16 protein-coding genes are annotated in these 17947 nt (G+C 67.4%); 3 read left to right on the top strand and 13 right to left on the bottom strand.

Annotation, left to right across the window (positions count from 1 at the left end; genetic code table 11):
• Positions 1–2294: YCF48-related protein (locus tag VF536_RS13085; protein WP_331615287.1), on the bottom strand; the 2294-nt coding region annotated here is incomplete at its 3' end.
• A 329-nt stretch (positions 2295–2623) separates the two neighbouring features.
• Here VF536_RS13085 and VF536_RS13080 point away from each other — a divergent pair.
• The 3 genes from VF536_RS13080 to VF536_RS13070 are packed head-to-tail and all read left to right on the top strand — an operon-like array spanning position 2624 to position 5214.
• A complete protein-coding gene (locus VF536_RS13080) occupies positions 2624–3481 on the top strand; it encodes a 5'-nucleotidase, lipoprotein e(P4) family (RefSeq protein WP_331615286.1) in 858 nt (285 codons plus the stop codon).
• 55 nt (positions 3482–3536) lie between these two features.
• Positions 3537–3968 (top strand): BlaI/MecI/CopY family transcriptional regulator, encoded by a 432-nt coding sequence (locus VF536_RS13075; RefSeq protein ID WP_331615285.1) that lies wholly within the window; start codon positions 3537–3539, stop codon positions 3966–3968.
• Positions 3961–5214, top strand: coding sequence for a M56 family metallopeptidase (locus VF536_RS13070; RefSeq protein WP_331615284.1), 1254 nt, complete (start codon positions 3961–3963; stop codon positions 5212–5214). The genes VF536_RS13075 and VF536_RS13070 overlap by 8 nt, the downstream gene beginning before the upstream one ends.
• Positions 5215–5259: 45 nt before the next feature.
• Here the strand turns inward: VF536_RS13070 and ggt are convergent, their stop codons facing one another.
• The 12 genes from ggt to VF536_RS13010 all read right to left on the bottom strand — a co-directional run.
• Complete coding sequence (gene ggt / locus VF536_RS13065) at positions 5260–6930, bottom strand: gamma-glutamyltransferase (RefSeq protein WP_331615288.1); 1671 nt, start codon at positions 6928–6930, stop codon at positions 5260–5262.
• A gap of 145 nt (positions 6931–7075) precedes the next feature.
• Positions 7076–7612, bottom strand: a complete 537-nt coding sequence (locus VF536_RS13060) for a DUF1178 family protein (protein WP_331615283.1) — start codon at positions 7610–7612, stop codon at positions 7076–7078.
• A gap of 12 nt (positions 7613–7624) precedes the next feature.
• Positions 7625–8293 carry an NUDIX hydrolase gene (locus VF536_RS13055; RefSeq protein WP_331615282.1) on the bottom strand — a complete coding sequence of 223 codons (669 nt, stop codon included), beginning with the start codon at positions 8291–8293 and terminating at the stop codon, positions 7625–7627.
• The gene (locus tag VF536_RS13050) at positions 8274–8609 is read right to left on the bottom strand and encodes a DUF2818 family protein (protein ID WP_331615281.1); all 336 of its coding nucleotides are present in this window, start codon (positions 8607–8609) and stop codon (positions 8274–8276) included. Before VF536_RS13050 ends, VF536_RS13055 begins: the two co-directional genes overlap by 20 nt.
• A 55-nt stretch (positions 8610–8664) precedes the next feature.
• Positions 8665–10146 carry an NADH-quinone oxidoreductase subunit NuoN gene (nuoN, locus tag VF536_RS13045; RefSeq protein ID WP_331615280.1) on the bottom strand — a complete coding sequence of 494 codons (1482 nt, stop codon included), beginning with the start codon at positions 10144–10146 and terminating at the stop codon, positions 8665–8667.
• 12 nt (positions 10147–10158) lie between these two features.
• The gene (locus VF536_RS13040; RefSeq protein WP_331615279.1) at positions 10159–11628 is read right to left on the bottom strand and encodes an NADH-quinone oxidoreductase subunit M; all 1470 of its coding nucleotides are present in this window, start codon (positions 11626–11628) and stop codon (positions 10159–10161) included.
• Between the two features lie 18 nt (positions 11629–11646).
• Positions 11647–13701, bottom strand: a complete 2055-nt coding sequence (gene nuoL, locus VF536_RS13035) for an NADH-quinone oxidoreductase subunit L (RefSeq protein WP_331615278.1) — start codon at positions 13699–13701, stop codon at positions 11647–11649.
• A gap of 20 nt (positions 13702–13721) precedes the next feature.
• Complete coding sequence (nuoK, locus tag VF536_RS13030; RefSeq protein WP_067273420.1) at positions 13722–14033, bottom strand: NADH-quinone oxidoreductase subunit NuoK; 312 nt, start codon at positions 14031–14033, stop codon at positions 13722–13724.
• Positions 14033–14674 carry an NADH-quinone oxidoreductase subunit J gene (locus VF536_RS13025; protein WP_067273424.1) on the bottom strand — a complete coding sequence of 214 codons (642 nt, stop codon included), beginning with the start codon at positions 14672–14674 and terminating at the stop codon, positions 14033–14035. Before VF536_RS13025 ends, nuoK begins: the two co-directional genes overlap by 1 nt.
• Positions 14675–14753: 79 nt before the next feature.
• Positions 14754–15236 (bottom strand): NADH-quinone oxidoreductase subunit NuoI, encoded by a 483-nt coding sequence (gene nuoI / locus VF536_RS13020; protein WP_331615277.1) that lies wholly within the window; start codon positions 15234–15236, stop codon positions 14754–14756.
• Between the two features lie 15 nt (positions 15237–15251).
• The gene (gene nuoH / locus VF536_RS13015) at positions 15252–16349 is read right to left on the bottom strand and encodes an NADH-quinone oxidoreductase subunit NuoH (RefSeq protein ID WP_331615276.1); all 1098 of its coding nucleotides are present in this window, start codon (positions 16347–16349) and stop codon (positions 15252–15254) included.
• Between the two features lie 13 nt (positions 16350–16362).
• Positions 16363–17947 (bottom strand): molybdopterin-dependent oxidoreductase (locus tag VF536_RS13010; RefSeq protein WP_331615275.1); only part of this gene is annotated, 1585 nt, incomplete at its 5' end.

Here is a 17947-nt window from a genome sequence, read left to right as displayed (position 1 = left end):
TGAAGCCCGCCGGCCAGCAGCGCCGCCGGATCGGCGCCGAAAGCCGTCAGCGCCTTGCGCAGCGCGGCCAGCGTGGTGCCGGCGACCGTCAGCAGCGCGAGCCAGCCGGCCCAGGGCACGGGCGGCGCGGACCTCGCGGCGGTCGATGCCGCATCGGGCTTCGCGCTCCCCCACCCGCTGAGCGAGGTCAGCAGGTCGCCGAGTTGCCGCAGGAGCTGCGTCTCCGCCACGGCGTCGTTCATGCCGAGGTGCAAGGTGATGAGCGCCGCCACCGCCGTGCACAGCAGCAGGGTGAAGATCCAGTGCTTGCGCGATCGCAGCCAGAGCAGGCGCAGCCGGAACCCGATGCCGTCGAGGCTCAGCCATGGCGGCGGCGCCTGTTTGCTCAACGCGCCGAGCAGCGCGGCGAAGAGGTGATCCTCCTTCTGGTGGTGCCAGGCGTTGAACCAGATCGGCCGTGAGCCGTGCTTGCGCAGGTCCGCGCAGATCAGCCCCATCAGCGAGCTCTTGCCCGAGCCCCAATCACCGGTGACGGCCAGCGTCAGCGGCGGCTCGGTCGCCGGGTTGCGCAGGAAGCGGGAGATGCCCGCGGCGAGCGGCTCGAAGTTGAGCCGGTCCTGCCGGGGATCGGTCAGCGCCGCGTCGGTTGCAGGCGTTTCGGCCATGCCGGCCACCACCAGCCGCGCCTGCGTGAACAGCCGCCACGAACGCAGGAACATCGGCACCGACAGCAGCAAGGCGAGCCAGTACCAGGGCGCCGGATAGCGCGCGTAGACGCGGGGATCGGTCCAGGTCTTGCCGCCGTCGGAGGTGGTCAGCAGAAGACCGCCGTCACCGACGGCCCAGCCGCGTTGGCCGTCCGCGCCGATGTAGCCCGAGCGCACGCCCCAGGGCAGTGGCATCGGCGGCTGCAGGGGTCGGCGCGGACGTTCCATGGCAGCCCTGGCATCCGATCTGTTCAGATCGCCCTGCTCCCACGACGCGCCGCCGTTGGTGGTCTGGATCGAGCGCAAGCCAGTCGGGTCCGTCGCCCAGGCCTTCATGCCGTCGGCGCCGACGTAGAGCACGCCAAGGCCGCCCGTCGTGGGCGCCGACTGCGGACGCCAGGACGCGCCGCCGTCCTCGGTTCTCAGCAGAGCGCCGCTTGTGCCTACCGCCCAACCCAGGCGATCGTCGTCGGAGAAACCGATGCTGGCCAGCGACTCCAGCGCGTCTCTGGTCGCCGGCGCCCAAGATTGGCCGCCGTCCCGTGACTTGAGCAGCGCGCCCTTTCCGCCGACGACCCATGCCTGCAAGCCGTCCCGTCCGAGTCTCACCGCCGATTGGCTCCTGGAGGTCTGCTCGACATGCAGTCGCCACAGTCGCCCGCCATCCGCCGTGCTGAAGATCCAGGAGAAAGGACTGATCGCCACCCCGCGCTGACCGTCACGGCTGAAATCCGCGCGTTCGAAGGCGACAATCCCGCGCGGCGTGGGTGCGGTCCAGGTCCTGCCGCCGTCGTCCGACGACGAGAAGGTCCCCAACTCACCGACCAACCCCACTCGGCTGCCATTCGCACTCAACGTGGCGGCGATCCATCCTCGTCGATATCCGTCGGCGGCGGCATCCGGCCGCAGCTGCGTCTGCGCGGCTCGCACGGGTCTCGACTCCATCGCCTTCGACTGCTCGATCAACGAGTCGATCGTCGACGGATCCGGATTGGGCGTCGCGCCTCCGACGTCGCGCCAGCGCCGACCGCCGTCTTCCGTCAGGAGGACTTGGCCGCCCTCGCCGATCACCACGCCCACGCGGCCGCCGGGATCGAAATGCACGCTCCTCAATCGCGAAGTCCCCAGACCTTCCATGCGGCGCCAGGACTCGCCGCCATCGTCGGTGGAGATCGCCGCACCCTCGTTGCCCACCGCCCACCCCCGGCGCGCGTCAGGGGCGAATTCGACGGCGTGCAGATGACGGTCGATGCCGGAAGACTGAGACCGCCACTGCCGGCCGCCATCGGCGGAAACGAGGACCGTCCCCCCTTCGCCGACGGCCCATAGCTTCTGACCGTCGTCGCTCGCATAAAGGGCCGACAACTGACGATGGGTGCCCGTCGGCTGCGATTGCCAACTGGCACCGCCATCGGTGGTCGCCACCACTGCGCCACCGTCCCCCGCGAGCCACCATCGATGGCCGCTGGCATCCACCGCCATCGACGTGAAGCTGCCTCTGACCGCAGGCAGACGGAGGAACGCATGGCGTTCGACAGGATGGCGCCACCAGCCCCGAAGATCGCGTTCCGCCCAGGTGACGGCCATCGCCGAGTCCACTGGTCCCGGCGGCTGCAAGAGCGCCAGGGCGGTCGTCGCCGCGCACCATGTCAAACCTATCCACAGCCACACACGACCACTGCGTCGTCGCGTCGCAGGCGAGCCGGGAGAAGGAGCTTGCATGTCATGGAGCGAGTGGGTGACATCGCCCGTATATCCCGCGCCACGCCCCGCCGCATCATCCGTTCGGATGACGTTGTGCCGCTTCACAATCCATGCGTTCCGCCCCTGAGAAAGCTGCCTGCATGCGCCTCGCCATCCTCCGTCCCCGCCTCTCGCGGCTCCTGCCTGCGGCGCTCGCTGCCGCGCTCATGGCCATGACATCGCTGACCGCCACGGCTTCGACGGCAGAGGCAGCATCTGCGCCGAGCGTCGACACGCTGCCGATCGTGGGCCGTGAAGGCGTGACGGCCACCCTGTGGTTCCAGACCGCGGTGGAGCGGCGTGCTGCCACGCTCGCGGTCTATCGCGCCGCGACCGCCCGCCTGCCCGCCGCGCGCAAGGCCACGCGGGAGACGGCGTCGCTCGAGCAGGCCGAGCAAGGCGGCTTCGCCCGCAAGCCGCCGGCGATCGTGCTGGACGTCGACGAGACGGTGGTCGACAACTCGCCCTACGAAGCCTGGCGCATCCGCGCCGGCAAGCCCTACGACAGCGCGTCCTGGGCCGCCTGGGTAGCGTCCGCGCAGGCCACCGCGATTCCCGGCGCGCCCGAGTTCATCGCCCGTGCCAGGACGCTCGGATTCCGCGTCGTCTTCATCACCAACCGGACCTGCCCCCTCCAGGGTTCCTACCGTCCCGACGGCTTCCATGTCGCCTGCCCGCAGAAGGCCCAGACGCTGGCGAATCTGGAGCGCCTGCTGGGCCGCGCCGTCGCGCCGGAAGACCTCATGCTGCGCCGTGACCGCATCGAATGGTCCGCATCCGACAAGAGCGCCAGACGCTACGCAGTCGCGCGCACCCACCGCATCGCGATGCTCGTCGGCGACGACCTCAACGACTTCGTGCCGCGCGCAAACTACGACGAGTCGGCGCACGCGAAGCGCTGGGGCCTCTCGTGGGTGCCGATCCCCAATCCGACCTATGGGTCCTGGGGGGACGCGCTGACGCTGCCGCAACGCTATGAGGCCTTGAAGCCGTGGAGCGGTCCGGCCGCCCCTGACCCCGCCACCCCTTGACGATTCCATTTACAGCTGTAATCATTCATTCGATTACACGCGTAAACGGAATCGCATGCCCGACGACCTCCCCGCCATCACCTCCGCTGAAGCCGAGGTCATGGAAGTGCTCTGGCACTCATCCCCGCTGTCGGCCGAGGACATCGCTGCCGCGCTCGCCGGCCGGCAGGACTGGCAGCTCGCCACGGTCAAGACGCTGCTGAACCGGCTGCTGAAGAAGGACGCCCTCGTCGCCGAGCGCGACGGCCGGCGGTTCCTCTACGCGCCGCGCTTCCCCCGCGCCGACTGGGCGCACGGCGAGAGCCTCTCGCTGCTCGACCGCCTGTTCGGCGGCAGCCTTGCGCCACTGGTGTCGCACTTCTCCTCCCAGCGCAAGCTCAAGGCCGCCGACGTCAAGGCGTTGAAGCAGCTCATCGAGGACTACGAGCAACGCGGCACGAAGAGCGTCAAGGCCGACAGCGCCAAGGGCGGCAAGTCCGATGACTGACGCCCTGCTCCACACCCTGCTGCGTCAGACCGCCGTGCTCTCCGTGACCGCGCTGGTGCTGCTCACGCTGCGCCGTCCTTTGGCACGCCACCTCGGACCCGGCTTCGCCTACGTCAGCTGGGCGCTCTTGCCGATGCTGCTCATCGTCGACCTGCTGCCGGCGAGCCCGCCTGCCATGCAGATCTCGGCGGAACTCGTCCGCCAGATCGTGCCCGCGCTGGGTCAGTCGAAGACGCCTTCGTTGCAAGCACTGATGCCAAGCAGCAGCGCCACGCTGTGGCTGACGCTGTGGGCCGTCGGCGCACTCATCGTCGTTGCTTGGATGGCGTGGCTGCAGCGGCGCTTCAGCGCGCAGGGTCCGGCGCTGGTCGGACTGTGGCCGCCCCGCCTGGTCCTGCCGTCCGACTTCGAGCAGCGCTTCGACGCGGCTCAGCGCCCGCTGGTGCTCGCGCATGAGGAGGTCCATCGCCGCCGCTTCGATAACCACTGGAACGCCCTCGCCGCGGCCCTGTGCGCGCTGCACTGGTTCAACCCGCTGGCCTGGCTGTCGCTGCGCGCGATGCGCGCCGACCAGGAGCTTTCCTGCGACCACGTGGTGATGCTCCGTCACCCCGGCCGCGAAGCCGACTACGGCCGCGCGCTGCTCCGCGCTCAGCAGTCACTCTCCCCGCTCCAGCCGTGGTCCGGCTGGCGCTCATCCCTCGTGTCTTCTCACCCGTTGATCGAAAGAGTCGCCATGCTCGCTGTCCGTCCCCATTCCCGACCACGCCGGCTGTTCGGTGCTTCCATCCTCGCCGTCCTGTCGCTGGCCGCAGGCGGCACCGTGCATGCGGTCAACGCGGTCATGCCCGAGCTCGCCACCGATCCGGTCGCGATCGAGCTGACGATCCAGCTCAACCGCCGCAGCGACGGCGTGGTTAAGGAACAGAAGCTGTCGACGATGCGCCTCGTCACCGAGAGCGGCAAGAAATCGCTCGTCGTCATCGGCGGCAAACCCGATCTGCCCGCGCCGGACCAGATCCGCGTCGAGATCACGGCCCGGCGTCGCGACGCCAAGCGCGTCTATCTGAACTTCGCCGTGTCGGAGGGCGGTCAGCCGCTGATGAAGAACGCGGCCATCCTCGTCGAGGACGGCATCGAGGCCGGCGTGCACACGACGCCGGAAGACGAGAAGAAGACCGAGGTCGTGATCCGCGTGCGCACGATCCCGCTCGGGGACGTGCCGGGCTACAAGTCCGTGCAGTAAGGCGTCAGGCCCAAGCGCGCCGCGGCGCCGTAGCGCCGTGGCGACTCAATACCCCGCCGCCAACCCCGTGTTGCGCCTCGGATCATTCGCGCCGTAGAAGCGGTTGTTCCCGACCGGCTTGCCGTTCAGCGATGGCGCGCCGACGATGATCGCCGCCAGGTGGTTCGCCGGATGCGGCGCGCCCAGCTTGTGGCCCATGCCCTCCAGCAGCTTGCGCGTGTCCGGCGAGAACGCATACGGCTCGACGTTGGTCACGTCCGGCAACCACTGCTGGTGGAAGCGCGGCGCGTCCACCGCTTCCTGCACGTTCATGTCGAAGTCGATCGCGTTGAGCATGGTCTGCAGCACCGCCGTGATGATGCGGCTGCCGCCCGGCGTCCCCACCACCATCACCGGCTTGCCGTCCTTGGTCACGATCGTCGGGCTCATCGACGACAACGGGCGCTTCCCGGGCGCGATCGCGTTCGCCTCGCCCTGCACCAGGCCGTACATGTTGGGCACGCCGATCTTGGACGTGAAGTCGTCCATCTCGTTGTTCAGCAGCACCCCGGTCTTCGCCGCCGTGACCTTCGCGCCGAACCAGTCGTTCAGCGTGTAGGTCACCGACACCGCATTGCCCCACTTGTCCGCGATCGAGTAGTGCGTCGTGTTGCTGCCTTCATGCGGCGCCACGCCCGGCTTGATGTCCATGGACACGCCCGCCTTCGCCGGATCGATCGCCGCGCGGATCTTCGCCGCGTAGCTCTTGTCCAGCAGCCGCTGCAGCGGGTTCTGCACGAAGTCCGGATCCCCCAGCGTGCTGTTGCGATCGACGTAGGCATGCCGCATCGCCTCGATCTGGTAGTGCGCGCCCTGCGCCGATCCCCAGCCGAGCTGGCGCAGCGGATAGCCCTCGAGGATGTTGAGCATCTCGCAGATGATCACGCCACCCGAGCTCGGCGGCGGCGCCGACACGACGTGATAGCCGCGGTAGTCGCATTCCACCGGCGGCAGCTCGCGCGTCTGGTACTGGTCCAGGTCGGCCTGCGTGAGGATGCCCTTGCCCGCCTGGCTGGACTCGACCAGCGCCTTCGCCACCCAGCCCTTGTAGAAGCCGTCCGTGCCCTTGGCGCCGATCTCGCGCAGCGTCTTCGCCAGGTCCTTCTGCACCAGCTTGTCGCCGGCCTGGAAGGGCTTGCCCTTGTTGAGGAAGATGGCACCGGAGGCCGGGTCGGCCACGAAGTCCTTGGTGGCCGTCTGGAACATGTCGACGTCGCCCTGCTCCAGCGCGAAGCCGCGGTCCGCCAGCGCGATCGCTGGCGCGATCAGCGCGGGGCGCTTCATCGTGCCGTACTTCTCCCGCGCGTACTCCATGCCCGAGACCGTGCCCGGCACGCCCACCGCGAGGTGGCCGTGCGTGCTCAGGCCCTTGACGACGTTGCCGTCCTTGTCGAGGTACATGTTGGCCGTCGCGGCCAGCGGCGCCTTCTCGCGGAAGTCCAGGAAGGTCTTGCGGCCGTCGGCCAGCTGGATCGTCATGAAGCCGCCGCCGCCGAGGTTGCCCGCCGCCGGGTACACGACCGCGAGCGCATAGCCCACCGCCACCGCGGCATCGACGGCATTGCCGCCGTCCTTGAGCACATCGACGCCGACCCGCGTCGCGAGGTGCTGCGCGGTCACCACCATGCCGTTCTGCGCGGCCACCGGCGCGGCGGAGGCCGCCAGGGACGGCGCCATCGGCGCGAAGGTCAAGGACGCGGTCACCGCCGCGGCACAGGTGAGCAAACGGAAAGTCTTCATGAACCTGATTCCTCAAGAGATGCGACCGGGGCATTCGACACCCGCAGCGGTGTCGCCCGCAATCCCAAGAGGCGTCAGGTCGTTACTGGAGAGGGTCTTTCAGCGCATCGGGCACCGGCAGTGCGACGATGTCGATGCCCTCGTCCGCGAGCTCGCGCGCCTCGTCCGGCGTCGCGCGGCCACGGATGCCGCGCTCCTCGGCTTCGCCGTAATGGATGCGGCGCGCCTCGGTGGCGAATCGGTCGCCGACGTCCTCGGTCTTGGCCATCAGCGTGCGCACCGCCTGCATCACCTGCTTCTGCAGTTCGATCGCGATCGGCGGCACGCCCTCCGGCAGACTCGTTCCTGAGGGGAGCGACGGCGGCGTCTCGGCCACACGCGCGCCGCCGGCCTTCGCGGCTTCGGCGGCCATCGTCCCCTTCGCCCCCTTCACGCCTTTCGGCTCGGCGGCGGAGGAGAGATTCAGCCGCGGCGCGCTCGGCATGCGCCGCACGGTCGCGCTGTTGCACAGCGGGCAGCTCAGCAGCCCGCGTTCCTGTTGCGATTCGAAATCGGTGGCGGAGGCGAACCAGCCCTCAAAGGCATGGCCGGCCTCGCAAGCCAGGTTCAGTACCAGCATGATGGACCGATGCTAGCGGCTGGAGGCTGGCTCCGCCGGCATCCAGTCCAATGGCCATGCGCCGGCCCGCCAGCGCTGCAGCCACTGCAGGCCGATCAGCGTCTTCGCGTCGGTGACGCGGCCGTCGAAGGCCATGCGGTCGAGCTCGTCCTCCGCCACCGGCAGCAGGTCGAGGAACTCGCCCTCGTCCAGCTGCCGCTCGCCCGCGATCAGGCCGCGCGCGAAGAAGATCTCGATGCGCTCGTCCGAGTAGGCGATCGCGTTGTGCAGCACACCGGCGTAGGCCCACTCGCGGGCGCGGTAGCCGGTTTCCTCGAACAGCTCGCGCACCGCGCAGCGCAGCGGGCTTTCGTCCGGATCCAGCTTGCCCGCGGGGAACTCCAGCACCACGCGACCGAGCGGATAGCGGTACTGCCGTTCCAGCAGCACGCGGCCATCGTCGAACAGCGGCACGATCACCGCGGCGCCGGGGTGGCGGATGTATTCGCGCGTGGCCTCCCGGCCATCGGGCAGCGCGACGCGGTCGCGCTTCACCTGAAGAAAATTGCCCCGCAGGATCCAGTCGGAGGACAGCGCGATTTCGCGCAGATGCTCGTCACCATCGCTGGAACCGGCGGCCGACGGGATGCCGATCACGCCGTCGTCATCGGGTCGGTTCGCTTCAGGCAGCTTCTTCGTCATCGAACTCTCGCACCTTGGCCCGCGAGCGGCGCAGGTAGCGCCACACGAAACCCGGGAAACCCAAGGTCACGAACATCGCCAGCGCGGCGGCGTAGAACTCCCAGCCCTGCGGGAAACGCTGGCCCTGCGTGGACTCCAGACCGAAGCCCACGGCCAGCGTGATCAGCGCGAGCAGGAACAGTTCCAGCAGGCGCCAGCCGCCGGCCTTGGGATCGCGGCGCGGCCCCACCAGCAGGATGCGCGAACTCACGTAAGGCAGGTTGGCGGCGACCAGCGCCACCACCAGCACCATCCAGACTGAAACGCCTTGATCCATGGTCGAGTTCTCTCTTGCGCGTTGCCGCTCTTGGGGTCGTTCGGTGTACCGGCGATCAGTGCGCCAGCGCGCGGACGACCGCCTGCGTGCACAGCAGCAGCAGACCGCCCGGGAACACACCCAGCACCAGCACCGCGGCGCCGTTCAGCGACATCACCACGCGGGCGTCCGCGGGCGCCGTCACCGGGCTGTGGTCGGTCGGCTCATCGAAGAACATGACCTTCACCACACGCAGGTAGTAGAACGCGCCGACCAGCGACAGCAGCACCGCGATCACGGCCATCCAGATGTACAGCGACTGACCCGTCGTGACCATCGCCTGCAGCACGGCCAGCTTGCCGTAGAAGCCCACCATCGGCGGGATGCCGGCCAGCGAGAACATGTAGATCGCCATCACGAAGGCGAACCACGGGCTGCGCTTGAACAGGCCGGCCAGGTCGCTGATCTGCTCGGACTCGAAGCCCTGGCGCGCCAGCAGCATGATCAGGCCGAAGCTGCCCAGCGTCGTCAGCACGTAGCTGATCGCGTAGAACATCGCCGAGCTGTAGGCGTTCAGCGCATGCATGTCGGGCTGGCCGTTCACCACGCCCGAGGCCAGACCCAGCACGACGAAGCCCATCTGGGAGATCGTCGAGTAGGCCAGCATCCGCTTCAGGTTGCTCTGCGCGATCGCGGCCAGGTTGCCCACCACCAGCGAGGCCACCGCCATCACCAGCATCATCTGCTGCCAGTCGGTCGCCAAAGGCAGCATGCCTTCCACCAGCAGACGCAGCGTCATGCCCAGCGCGGCCAGCTTGGGCGCGCCGCCGATCAGCAGCGTCGCGGCCGTCGGCGCGCCTTGATAGACGTCCGGCACCCACATGTGGAACGGCGCGGCGCCCAGCTTGAAGCCCAGGCCGGCGACGACGAAGACCACGCCCAGCACCAGCACGCCCTTGTTGACGGTGCCGGTGGAGATGACCTCGAACACGCGCGGGATCGACAGCGAACCCGTGGCGCCGTACATCATCGACAGGCCGTACAGCAGGAAGCCCGAGGCCAATGCGCCCAGCACGAAGTACTTCATCGCGGCTTCGGTCGAGATCGTGTGATCGCGACGCAGCGCCGTCAGCGCGTACAGCGACAGGCTCATCAGCTCCAGACCCAGGTAGGTGGTCAGGAAGTTGTTGGCCGCCACCATCACGTTGACGCCCAGCAGCACCAGCAGGCTCAGCGTGAACAGCTCACCCTTGAGGATGTCGCGCGACTCAGCGTACGGACGCGCGTAGACCAGCGTGATGATCAGCGCGATGGCGCTGGTGCCGCTCAGCAGGTGGCTCAGCGGGTCCACGACCAGCATGCCCTGCATCGTCTCGGTGGGCGCGTCGCCCATCGCGGCGAAGTGCATCACGCCGACCACCGCCAGGCTGAGCTGCGTCAGCCAGTAGGTCGTCGTGCGGCGCGGATCGGTGACGAACAGGTCCACCAGCGCGACCACGCAGGCCAGCGCCAGCAACAGGATTTCGGGATAGACCGCGACCCAGTTCATGTCGTTCATTGTGTTGGGCCCTTATTGGATCTTGGACACCGCGACGTGCTTGAGCAGCGCGTCGACGGATTGATGCATCACGTCGGTGAACGGCTTCGGATACACGCCCATGTAGAGCGTCGCGATCGCCAGCACACCCAGCATCAGGAACTCACGGCCGTTGATGTCGGTCAGGTTGCGCACGTTGTCGTTGGTCACCGCGCCGAAGTAGACGCGCTTGATCATCCACAGCGTGTAGGCCGCGCCGAAGATCAGCGCCGTGGCCGCCAGCAGGCCGATCCAGAAGTTGTGGCCGACGGCGCCCAGGATCACCATCCACTCGCCCACGAAACCGGCCGTCGCCGGCAGGCCGCAGTTGGCCATGCCGAAGAACACCGCCAGCGCCGCGAACTTGGGCATCGTGTTGACGACGCCGCCGTAGTCGGCGATCTCACGCGAATGCACGCGGTCGTACAGGACGCCGATGCACAGGAACATCGCGCCCGACACGAAGCCGTGCGAGATCATCTGCACCAGGCCGCCGGCGATGCCCAGCTCGTTGAAGATGAAGAAGCCCAGCGTCACGAAGCCCATGTGGGCGACCGACGAGTAGGCCACCAGCTTCTTCATGTCGCGCTGGACCATGGCCACCAGGCCGATGTAGATCACCGCGATCAGCGACAGGCCGATGATGAACCAGTCGTAGTGACGGGCCGCATCCGGCGCGATCGGCAGCGAGAAGCGCAGGAAGCCGTAGGCGCCCAGCTTCAGCATGATGGCCGCCAGGACCACCGAGCCGCCGGTCGGCGCCTCGACGTGGGCGTCCGGCAACCACGTGTGCACCGGCCACATCGGCACCTTCACCGCGAAGGCCGCGAAGAAGGCGAAGAACAGCAATGTCTGCGCCGACATCGGCAGCGGCAGCTTGTGCCACAGCAGGATCTCGAAGCTGCCCGACTGGCTGTACAGGTACAGCAGCGCGATCAGCATCAGCAACGAGCCGGCCAGCGTGTACAGGAAGAACTTGAAGGCCGCGTACACGCGACGAGGTCCGCCCCAGACGCCGATGATGATGTACATCGGGATCAGCGTGGCCTCGAAGAACACGTAGAACAGCATGCCGTCGAGCGCGCAGAACACGCCGATCATCAGCCCCGACAGGATCAGGAAGGCGCCCATGTACTGGTGCACCCGCGTGTCGATGACTTCCCAGGCCGCGATCACCACGATGATCGAGATGAAGGCCGTCAGCGGGACGAACCACATCGAGATGCCGTCCACGCCCAGGTGGTAGTGGATGTTGAAGCGCGGGATCCAGGTCGCGACCTCGACGAACTGCATCGCCGCCGTCGAGTTGTCGAAGCCGCTGATCAGCGGCAAGGTCACCAGGAAGGACAGGACCGCGCCGACCAGCGCCATCCAGCGCACCGCGCCGGCATTGTTGTCGCGACCGAGCGCGAGCAGGAGGCCACCGCAGACGATGGGCAGCCAGATGGAGAGACTTAGCAACATTCTTATTCTCCGCCCGCGTCAGAGGCCGAACAGGGCCTTGAATTGGGGCCCCATGTAAGGCCACAGCTGCCAGGTCATCAGACCCACGACACCCAGGATCATCACCAGCGCGTACCAGTACAGGTGGCCGGTCTGGACCAGCCGCACCAGGCCGGCGAAACCGCCCACCGTGCGCGCCGAGCCGTTGATCAGCACGCCGTCGATGACGGCCTGGTCGCCGGCCTTCCACAGGCCGGATCCGAGCGCGCGCGCGCCACGGGCCAGCACGTTCTCGTTGAACCAGTCCATGTAGTACTTGTTCTCGAGGATGGTCACGATCGGGCGGAAGATGCGCGCGAACGCCGCCGGGATCGCCGGGCTGATCATGTAGAACCAGTAGGCCATCGCCACGCCGGCGATCGCCAGCCACAGCGGCAGCGTCTGCAGGCTGTGCACCGCCATCGCGACCGCGCCGTGGAACTCCTCGCCCAGCTCGCTCATCGCGTGATGGACCTCGTGGTTCACGAAGATCGAGTCCTTGAAGAAGTCGCCGTGCAGCATCGGCTTGATCGTGAAGAAACCGATCAGCACCGACGGGATCGCCAGCAGCACCAGCGGCACCGTCACCACCCACTTCGACTCATGCGGCGTGTGGTCGTGACCGTCGCCGTGGTGATCATCGTCGTGATGGTCGTGCTCGCCCGGGAACGGCTTGTGGTGGAAGTTCTCCTTGCCGTGGAAGACCAGGAAGTACATCCGGAAGCTGTAGAACGCGGTCACGAAGACGCCGGCCACCACCGCGACGTACGCGAAGGTCGCGCCCGGCAGGTGCGAGGCGTGCACGGCCTCGATGATCGAGTCCTTCGAGTAGAAGCCCGAGAAGAACGGCGTGCCGATCAGCGCCAGCGAGCCCAGCAGCGAGGTGATCCAGGTCACCTTCATGTACTTGCGCAGGCCGCCCATGTTGCGGATGTCCTGGTCATGGTGCATGCCGATGATCACGGAGCCCGCGCCCAGGAACAGCAGCGCCTTGAAGAACGCGTGCGTCATCAGGTGGAACACCGCCACCGAGTAGGCCGACACGCCCAGCGCCACCGTCATGTAGCCCAGCTGCGAGAGCGTGGAGTACGCGACGACGCGCTTGATGTCGTTCTGGATGATGCCCAGGAAGCCCATGAACAGCGCCGTGATCGAGCCGATGACCAGCACGAAGTTCAGCGCGGTGTCGGACAGCTCGAACAGCGGGCTGAAGCGCGACACCATGAAGATGCCGGCCGTGACCATGGTCGCCGCGTGGATCAGCGCCGAGATCGGGGTCGGGCCTTCCATCGAGTCCGGCAGCCAGACGTGCAGCGGGAACTGCGCCGACTTGCCCATCGCGCCGATGAACAGGCAGATGCAGGCCACGCTCAGCATCATCCACGGCTCGGCGCCGAAGGGATTGGCGAAGCCGATCTTGGCGAGCTCCGCCGACTTGGCGAAGGTCTCGGTGTAGTTCAGCGATCCGCCGTAGGCGACCAGCAGGCCGATGCCCAGGATGAAGCCGAAGTCGCCGACCCGGTTCACCAGGAAGGCCTTCATGTTGGCGAAGATCGCCGTCGGCTTGGTGTACCAGAAGCCGATCAGCAGGTAGGACACCAGGCCCACCGCTTCCCAGCCGAAGAACAGCTGCAGCATGTTGTTGGACATCACCAGCATCAGCATGCTGAAGGTGAACAACGAGATGTAGCTGAAGAAGCGCTGGTAGCCGGGGTCTTCCTCCATGTAGCCGATGGTGTAGATGTGCACCATCAGCGAGACGAAGGTCACCACGCACATCATCATCGCGGACAGGCCGTCGATCATGAAGCCGACTTCCATCTTCAGGCCGCCCAGCACCATCCATTCGTAGACGGTCTGGTTGAAGCGTGCGCCGTCGAGCACGGCGTTGAGCGTCATCACCGAGATGATCAGCGCCACCAGCACGCCGAGGATGGTCACCGTGTGGGCGCCGCGGCGGCCCACCTGCTTGCCGAACAGGCCCGCCACGATGGCGCCGGCGAGCGGCGCCAGGGGCACCGCCAGCAGCATGTTCTGAGAGAGTGTTGCAGACATTGTTTTTCTCGCTTCCCTCGTCAGCCCTTGAGGGCGTCCAGCTCTTCCACGTCGATGCTGCTGCGGTTGCGGAACAGCACGACCAGGATCGCCAGGCCGATGGCCGACTCGGCGGCCGCCACGGTGAGGATGAAGAACACGAACACCTGGCCGGCCATGTCGCCCAGGTAGTGCGAGAACGCCACGAAGTTCATGTTGACCGCCAGCAGCATCAGCTCGATGGCCATCAGCAGCACGATCAGGTTCTTGCGGTTCAGGAAGATGCCGATCACCGACAGCGCGAACAGGAACGCGCCCAGGATCAGGAAGTGGTTCAGGCTCAGCGCACCCATCACGCGGCTCCTTCGTTCTTGTCAGCCGCCGGCAACGACGGGGCTTCGACGGTCGGGGCGACCTTGACGATGCGCAGGCGGTCCGCCTTCTTCACGCGCACCTGCTGCGACGCGTCCTGGTGACGCGAGTCCTTGCGGCCGCGCAGCGTCAGCGCGATCGCCGCGATGATCCCCACCAGCAGCAGCACCGCGGCGATCTGCACCGGGAACAGGTAGTTGGTGTAGATCTCGATGCCCAGCAGCTTGGTGTTGCCCAGCTGCGCCATGTTGGGGATCTCCGGGGCGTTCTCGACGCCGCGGAAGCCGCCCATCAGCACGGCCGCGATCTCCAGCGCGATGACCGCGCCGACCAGGCTGGCCACCGGCAGGTGCTTCCAGATGCTCTCGCGCACGGCGGTGGACTCGAAGTCCAGCATCATCACGACGAAGAGGAACAGCACCATCACGGCGCCGATGTAGACCAGCACCAGCGTGATGGCCAGGAACTCCGCCTTCAGCAGCATCCACAGACAGGAGGCGCTGAAGAAGGACAGGATCAGGAACAGGGCCGAGTGCACGGTGCTCTTGGCCGTGATGACACGGACAGCGGAGCCCAGCAGCACGGCCGAGAAAACGTAGAAGAGCGCGGTAGTGATATCCATGCGATGTCCTGCAAGCAGGCCGCCGGTCGCGGTCCTCTCCCCTCCCCTGGCGGCGAGGTGGAGACGGCCGCCGGACCGGTCAGCGGTACTTGGCGTCGGCCTCCTTGCTGGCTGCGATCTGCGGCTCGTACCGGTCCCCCACCGCCAGGAGCATCTCCTTGGTGAAGTACAGGTCGCCGCGCTTCTCGCCGTGGTATTCGAAGATGTCGGTCTCGACGATGGAGTCGACCGGGCAGCTCTCTTCGCAGAAGCCGCAGAAGATGCACTTGGTCAGGTCGATGTCGTAACGCGTCGTGCGGCGCGAGCCGTCGTCGCGGACTTCGGATTCGATCGTGATCGCCATGGCGGGGCACACGGCCTCGCACAGCTTGCAGGCGATGCAGCGCTCTTCACCGTTCTCGTACCGGCGCAGCGCGTGCAGACCGCGGAAGCGAGGAGACAGCGGGGTCTTCTCTTCCGGGAACTGCACCGTGATGTTCTTCGAGAGGAAATGCCGGCCGGTGAGGGCCATGCCCTTCAGCAGCTCGGTGAGCATGAAGCTCTTGACTAGGTCCTTGATCACAGCGGATACCTCGGATTACTTCCAGATATTGAACGGCGACTGGATCCACAGACCCACGACCACCAGCCAGATCAGCGTGATGGGGATGAAGATCTTCCAGCCCAGACGCATGATCTGGTCATAGCGATAGCGCGGGAATGTGGCGCGCACCCACAGGAAGCAGGTCACCACGAAGAAGGTCTTGGCGAACAGCCAGAACCAGTTCCAGAAGGCCATCGAGTGCTGGATCCAGGCGGGGGTGTCCATGCCCAGCAGCGACCACGAGATCGGGGCCGACCAGCCGCCCAGGAACATCAGCACCGCGAGGGCCGACACCAGGATCATGTTGGCGTACTCGGCCAGGAAGAACATCGCGAACGACATGCCCGAGTACTCGATCATGTGACCGGCGACGATCTCCGATTCGCCTTCGACGACGTCGAAGGGATGGCGGTTGGTCTCGGCCAGGCCGGAGATGAAGTACACCAGGAAGATCGGCAGCAGCGGCAGCCAGTTCCAGGACAGGATGTTCACGCCGTGCGACGCGAACCAGCCCTGCTCCTGGCTGGTCACGATGGCGCTGACGTACATCGAGCCCGTCACCATCAGCACGACGACCAGGCAGAAGCCCATCGCGATCTCGTAGGAGACCATCTGCGCGGAGGCGCGCAGCGCGCCGAGGAAGGCGTACTTCGAGTTCGAGGCCCAGCCCGCGATGATCACGCCGTAGACCTCGAGCGAGGTGATGGCCATCAGGAACAGCAGGCCGGCGTTGACGTCGGCGATCGCGGCGCCCGGGCCGAAGGGCACGACCGCCCAGGCGGCCAGCGCCGGCATGATGGTCATGATCGGGCCGAGGAAGAACAGGCCCTTGTTGGCGGCGCTCGGGACGATGATCTCCTTGAAGATCAGCTTCACGGCGTCGGCGATCGGGGTCAGCAGGCCCAGGGGACCGACACGGTTCGGACCCGGACGGATCTGCGACCAGCCGATGGCCTTGCGTTCCCACAGCGTCAGGTAGGCGACGCAGCCCAGCAGCGGCAGCAGCACGGCGATGATCTTGAGCACGCTCCAGACCACCGGCCAGACCACACCTCCCAGCAGCGAGGCGCCGGCGTTATAGAAGTTTTCCATCGTCGTCTCGTCCTCAGGCCTTGGTCACGGCGATCGCGCCGGTGAACGCGCCCAGTGCGGCGGTCTCGGGGATGCCGGCGGGGATGCGCACCACGGTCGCGGGCAGCGATGCATCCAGCTGCGCGGCCAGCACGGCCTCGCCGCCGTTCTGCGACACGCGCACCTGCGCACCCTTCTCGGTCAGGCCGAGTTCGGTCCACAGCGCCTGCGGCAGCGAGGCGATCGCCGCATCACGGCCGTCGCGGGTCAGCTGCAGCGAGGTGGCGCGACGCACCAGCGCGTCGGTCGCGTAGATCGGCACCGTCGTCAAACGTTCCAGGCCTTGCGCCGGTGCTGCGACGGCAGCGGACTGCGCCGACACCGTGTTGCCCAGGCGGTTCGCCAGGTCCAGCGACGAGCCCAGGGCCGCGGTGCGGACCTGCTCGGAGCTGTCGAAGTCGAAGCCCTGCAGGCTCAGCAGGTTGCCCAGCACGCGCAGGATCTTCCAGCCCGGACGGGTCTCGCCGCGGGCCTTGGCCACGCCGACGAAGCTCTGCAGGCGGCCTTCCGCGTTGACGAAGCTGCCCGAGGTCTCGGTGAACGGGGCCGTCGGCAGCAGCACGTCGGCGAACTCGACCACCGGGCCGGTCTTGAACGGCGTCAGCACGACGACCATCTCGGCCGCGTTGATCGCCTTCTTGGCGGCGGCGGCGTTCGCGCCGTCCAGCACCGGGTCGGTGTTGAGCAGCAGCAGAGCTTTGGCGGGTTGGTCATTCAGCAGCTGGGCTGCCGTGCGGCCGCCCTGTCCCGGACGCGCGTTGACGAGCTGTGCGCCGACGCTGTTCGCGGCGGCCGACAGCACGCCGACGGTGGCGCCGGTCTGTTCGCCGATCCAGTTCGCCAGCGACAGCAGCGTCGCGGCTTGCGGATGCTGGATCGCGGCGTTGCCGATCAGCACGGCCTTGCGCTCGCCCGACAGCAGCGTGTCGGCGATCGCCTTGGCGGCGTCGGTGGCGTTGCCTTGCACCGGGGCGCTGACGCCCTTCGCCGCGCCGATGGCGGCGGCGACGTTGGCCAGTTCAGCGACCCAGGCCGACGGGGCGGCGGTGATCGCGGCGGCGACCGGCATCTTCCAGTCTTCGACCGAGCCGGCCAGCGACACGACCTGTGCGCCGCGGCGGGCGGCCTGGCGCAGGCGTTGCGCGAACAGCGGGTGGTCCTTGCGCAGCGATGAGCCGACGACGAAGGCGCGGTCCAGCTGCGACAGCGACGCGATCGAGGTGCCCAGCCACAGCGCCTTGCCGTCCGCAGCGCGCAGCGCCGGGTCGACGACGCGCAGCTGCGTGTCGATGTTCTCGCTGCCCAGGCCGCGCACCAGTTGTGCCAGCAGGTGCAGTTCCTCGACGGTGCTGTGCTCCGAGCCCAGCGCGGCGATGGACGCGCCGCCCTTCTCCGTCTTGACCTGCTTGAGGCCGTTGGCGACGTATTCGAGCGCGGTGGTCCAGTCGACGGACTTCCACTCGCCGCCCTGCTTGAGCATCGGCGTGGTCAGGCGTTCGTCGCCGTTCAGCGCCTCGTAGGAGAAGCGGTCGCGGTCGGCGATCCAGCACTCGTTGACG

The organism is Roseateles sp., assembly GCF_036486225.1.
Classification (GTDB): domain Bacteria; phylum Pseudomonadota; class Gammaproteobacteria; order Burkholderiales; family Burkholderiaceae_C; genus Roseateles.
Note: the sequence above shows the minus strand (reverse complement) of the source record. Positions and strands in the feature narration are given on the sequence as shown.

Bases quoted from the DNA above. Each gene is read 5' to 3' on its own strand.
- VF536_RS13080 (WP_331615286.1), top strand. From the start codon at position 2,624: ATGACATCGCTGACCGCCACGGCTTCGACGGCAGAGGCAGCATCTGCG.
- VF536_RS13075 (WP_331615285.1), top strand. From the start codon at position 3,537: ATGCCCGACGACCTCCCCGCCATCACCTCCGCTGAAGCCGAGGTCATG.
- VF536_RS13070 (WP_331615284.1), top strand. From the start codon at position 3,961: ATGACTGACGCCCTGCTCCACACCCTGCTGCGTCAGACCGCCGTGCTC.
- ggt (WP_331615288.1), bottom strand. From the start codon at position 6,930: ATGGCGCCGTCCCTGGCGGCCTCCGCCGCGCCGGTGGCCGCGCAGAAC.
- VF536_RS13060 (WP_331615283.1), bottom strand. From the start codon at position 7,612: ATGCTGGTACTGAACCTGGCTTGCGAGGCCGGCCATGCCTTTGAGGGC.
- VF536_RS13055 (WP_331615282.1), bottom strand. From the start codon at position 8,293: ATGACGAAGAAGCTGCCTGAAGCGAACCGACCCGATGACGACGGCGTG.
- VF536_RS13050 (WP_331615281.1), bottom strand. From the start codon at position 8,609: ATGGATCAAGGCGTTTCAGTCTGGATGGTGCTGGTGGTGGCGCTGGTC.
- nuoN (WP_331615280.1), bottom strand. From the start codon at position 10,146: ATGAACGACATGAACTGGGTCGCGGTCTATCCCGAAATCCTGTTGCTG.
- VF536_RS13040 (WP_331615279.1), bottom strand. From the start codon at position 11,628: ATGTTGCTAAGTCTCTCCATCTGGCTGCCCATCGTCTGCGGTGGCCTC.
- nuoL (WP_331615278.1), bottom strand. From the start codon at position 13,701: ATGTCTGCAACACTCTCTCAGAACATGCTGCTGGCGGTGCCCCTGGCG.
- nuoK (WP_067273420.1), bottom strand. From the start codon at position 14,033: ATGGGTGCGCTGAGCCTGAACCACTTCCTGATCCTGGGCGCGTTCCTG.
- VF536_RS13025 (WP_067273424.1), bottom strand. From the start codon at position 14,674: ATGGATATCACTACCGCGCTCTTCTACGTTTTCTCGGCCGTGCTGCTG.
- nuoH (WP_331615276.1), bottom strand. From the start codon at position 16,349: ATGGAAAACTTCTATAACGCCGGCGCCTCGCTGCTGGGAGGTGTGGTC.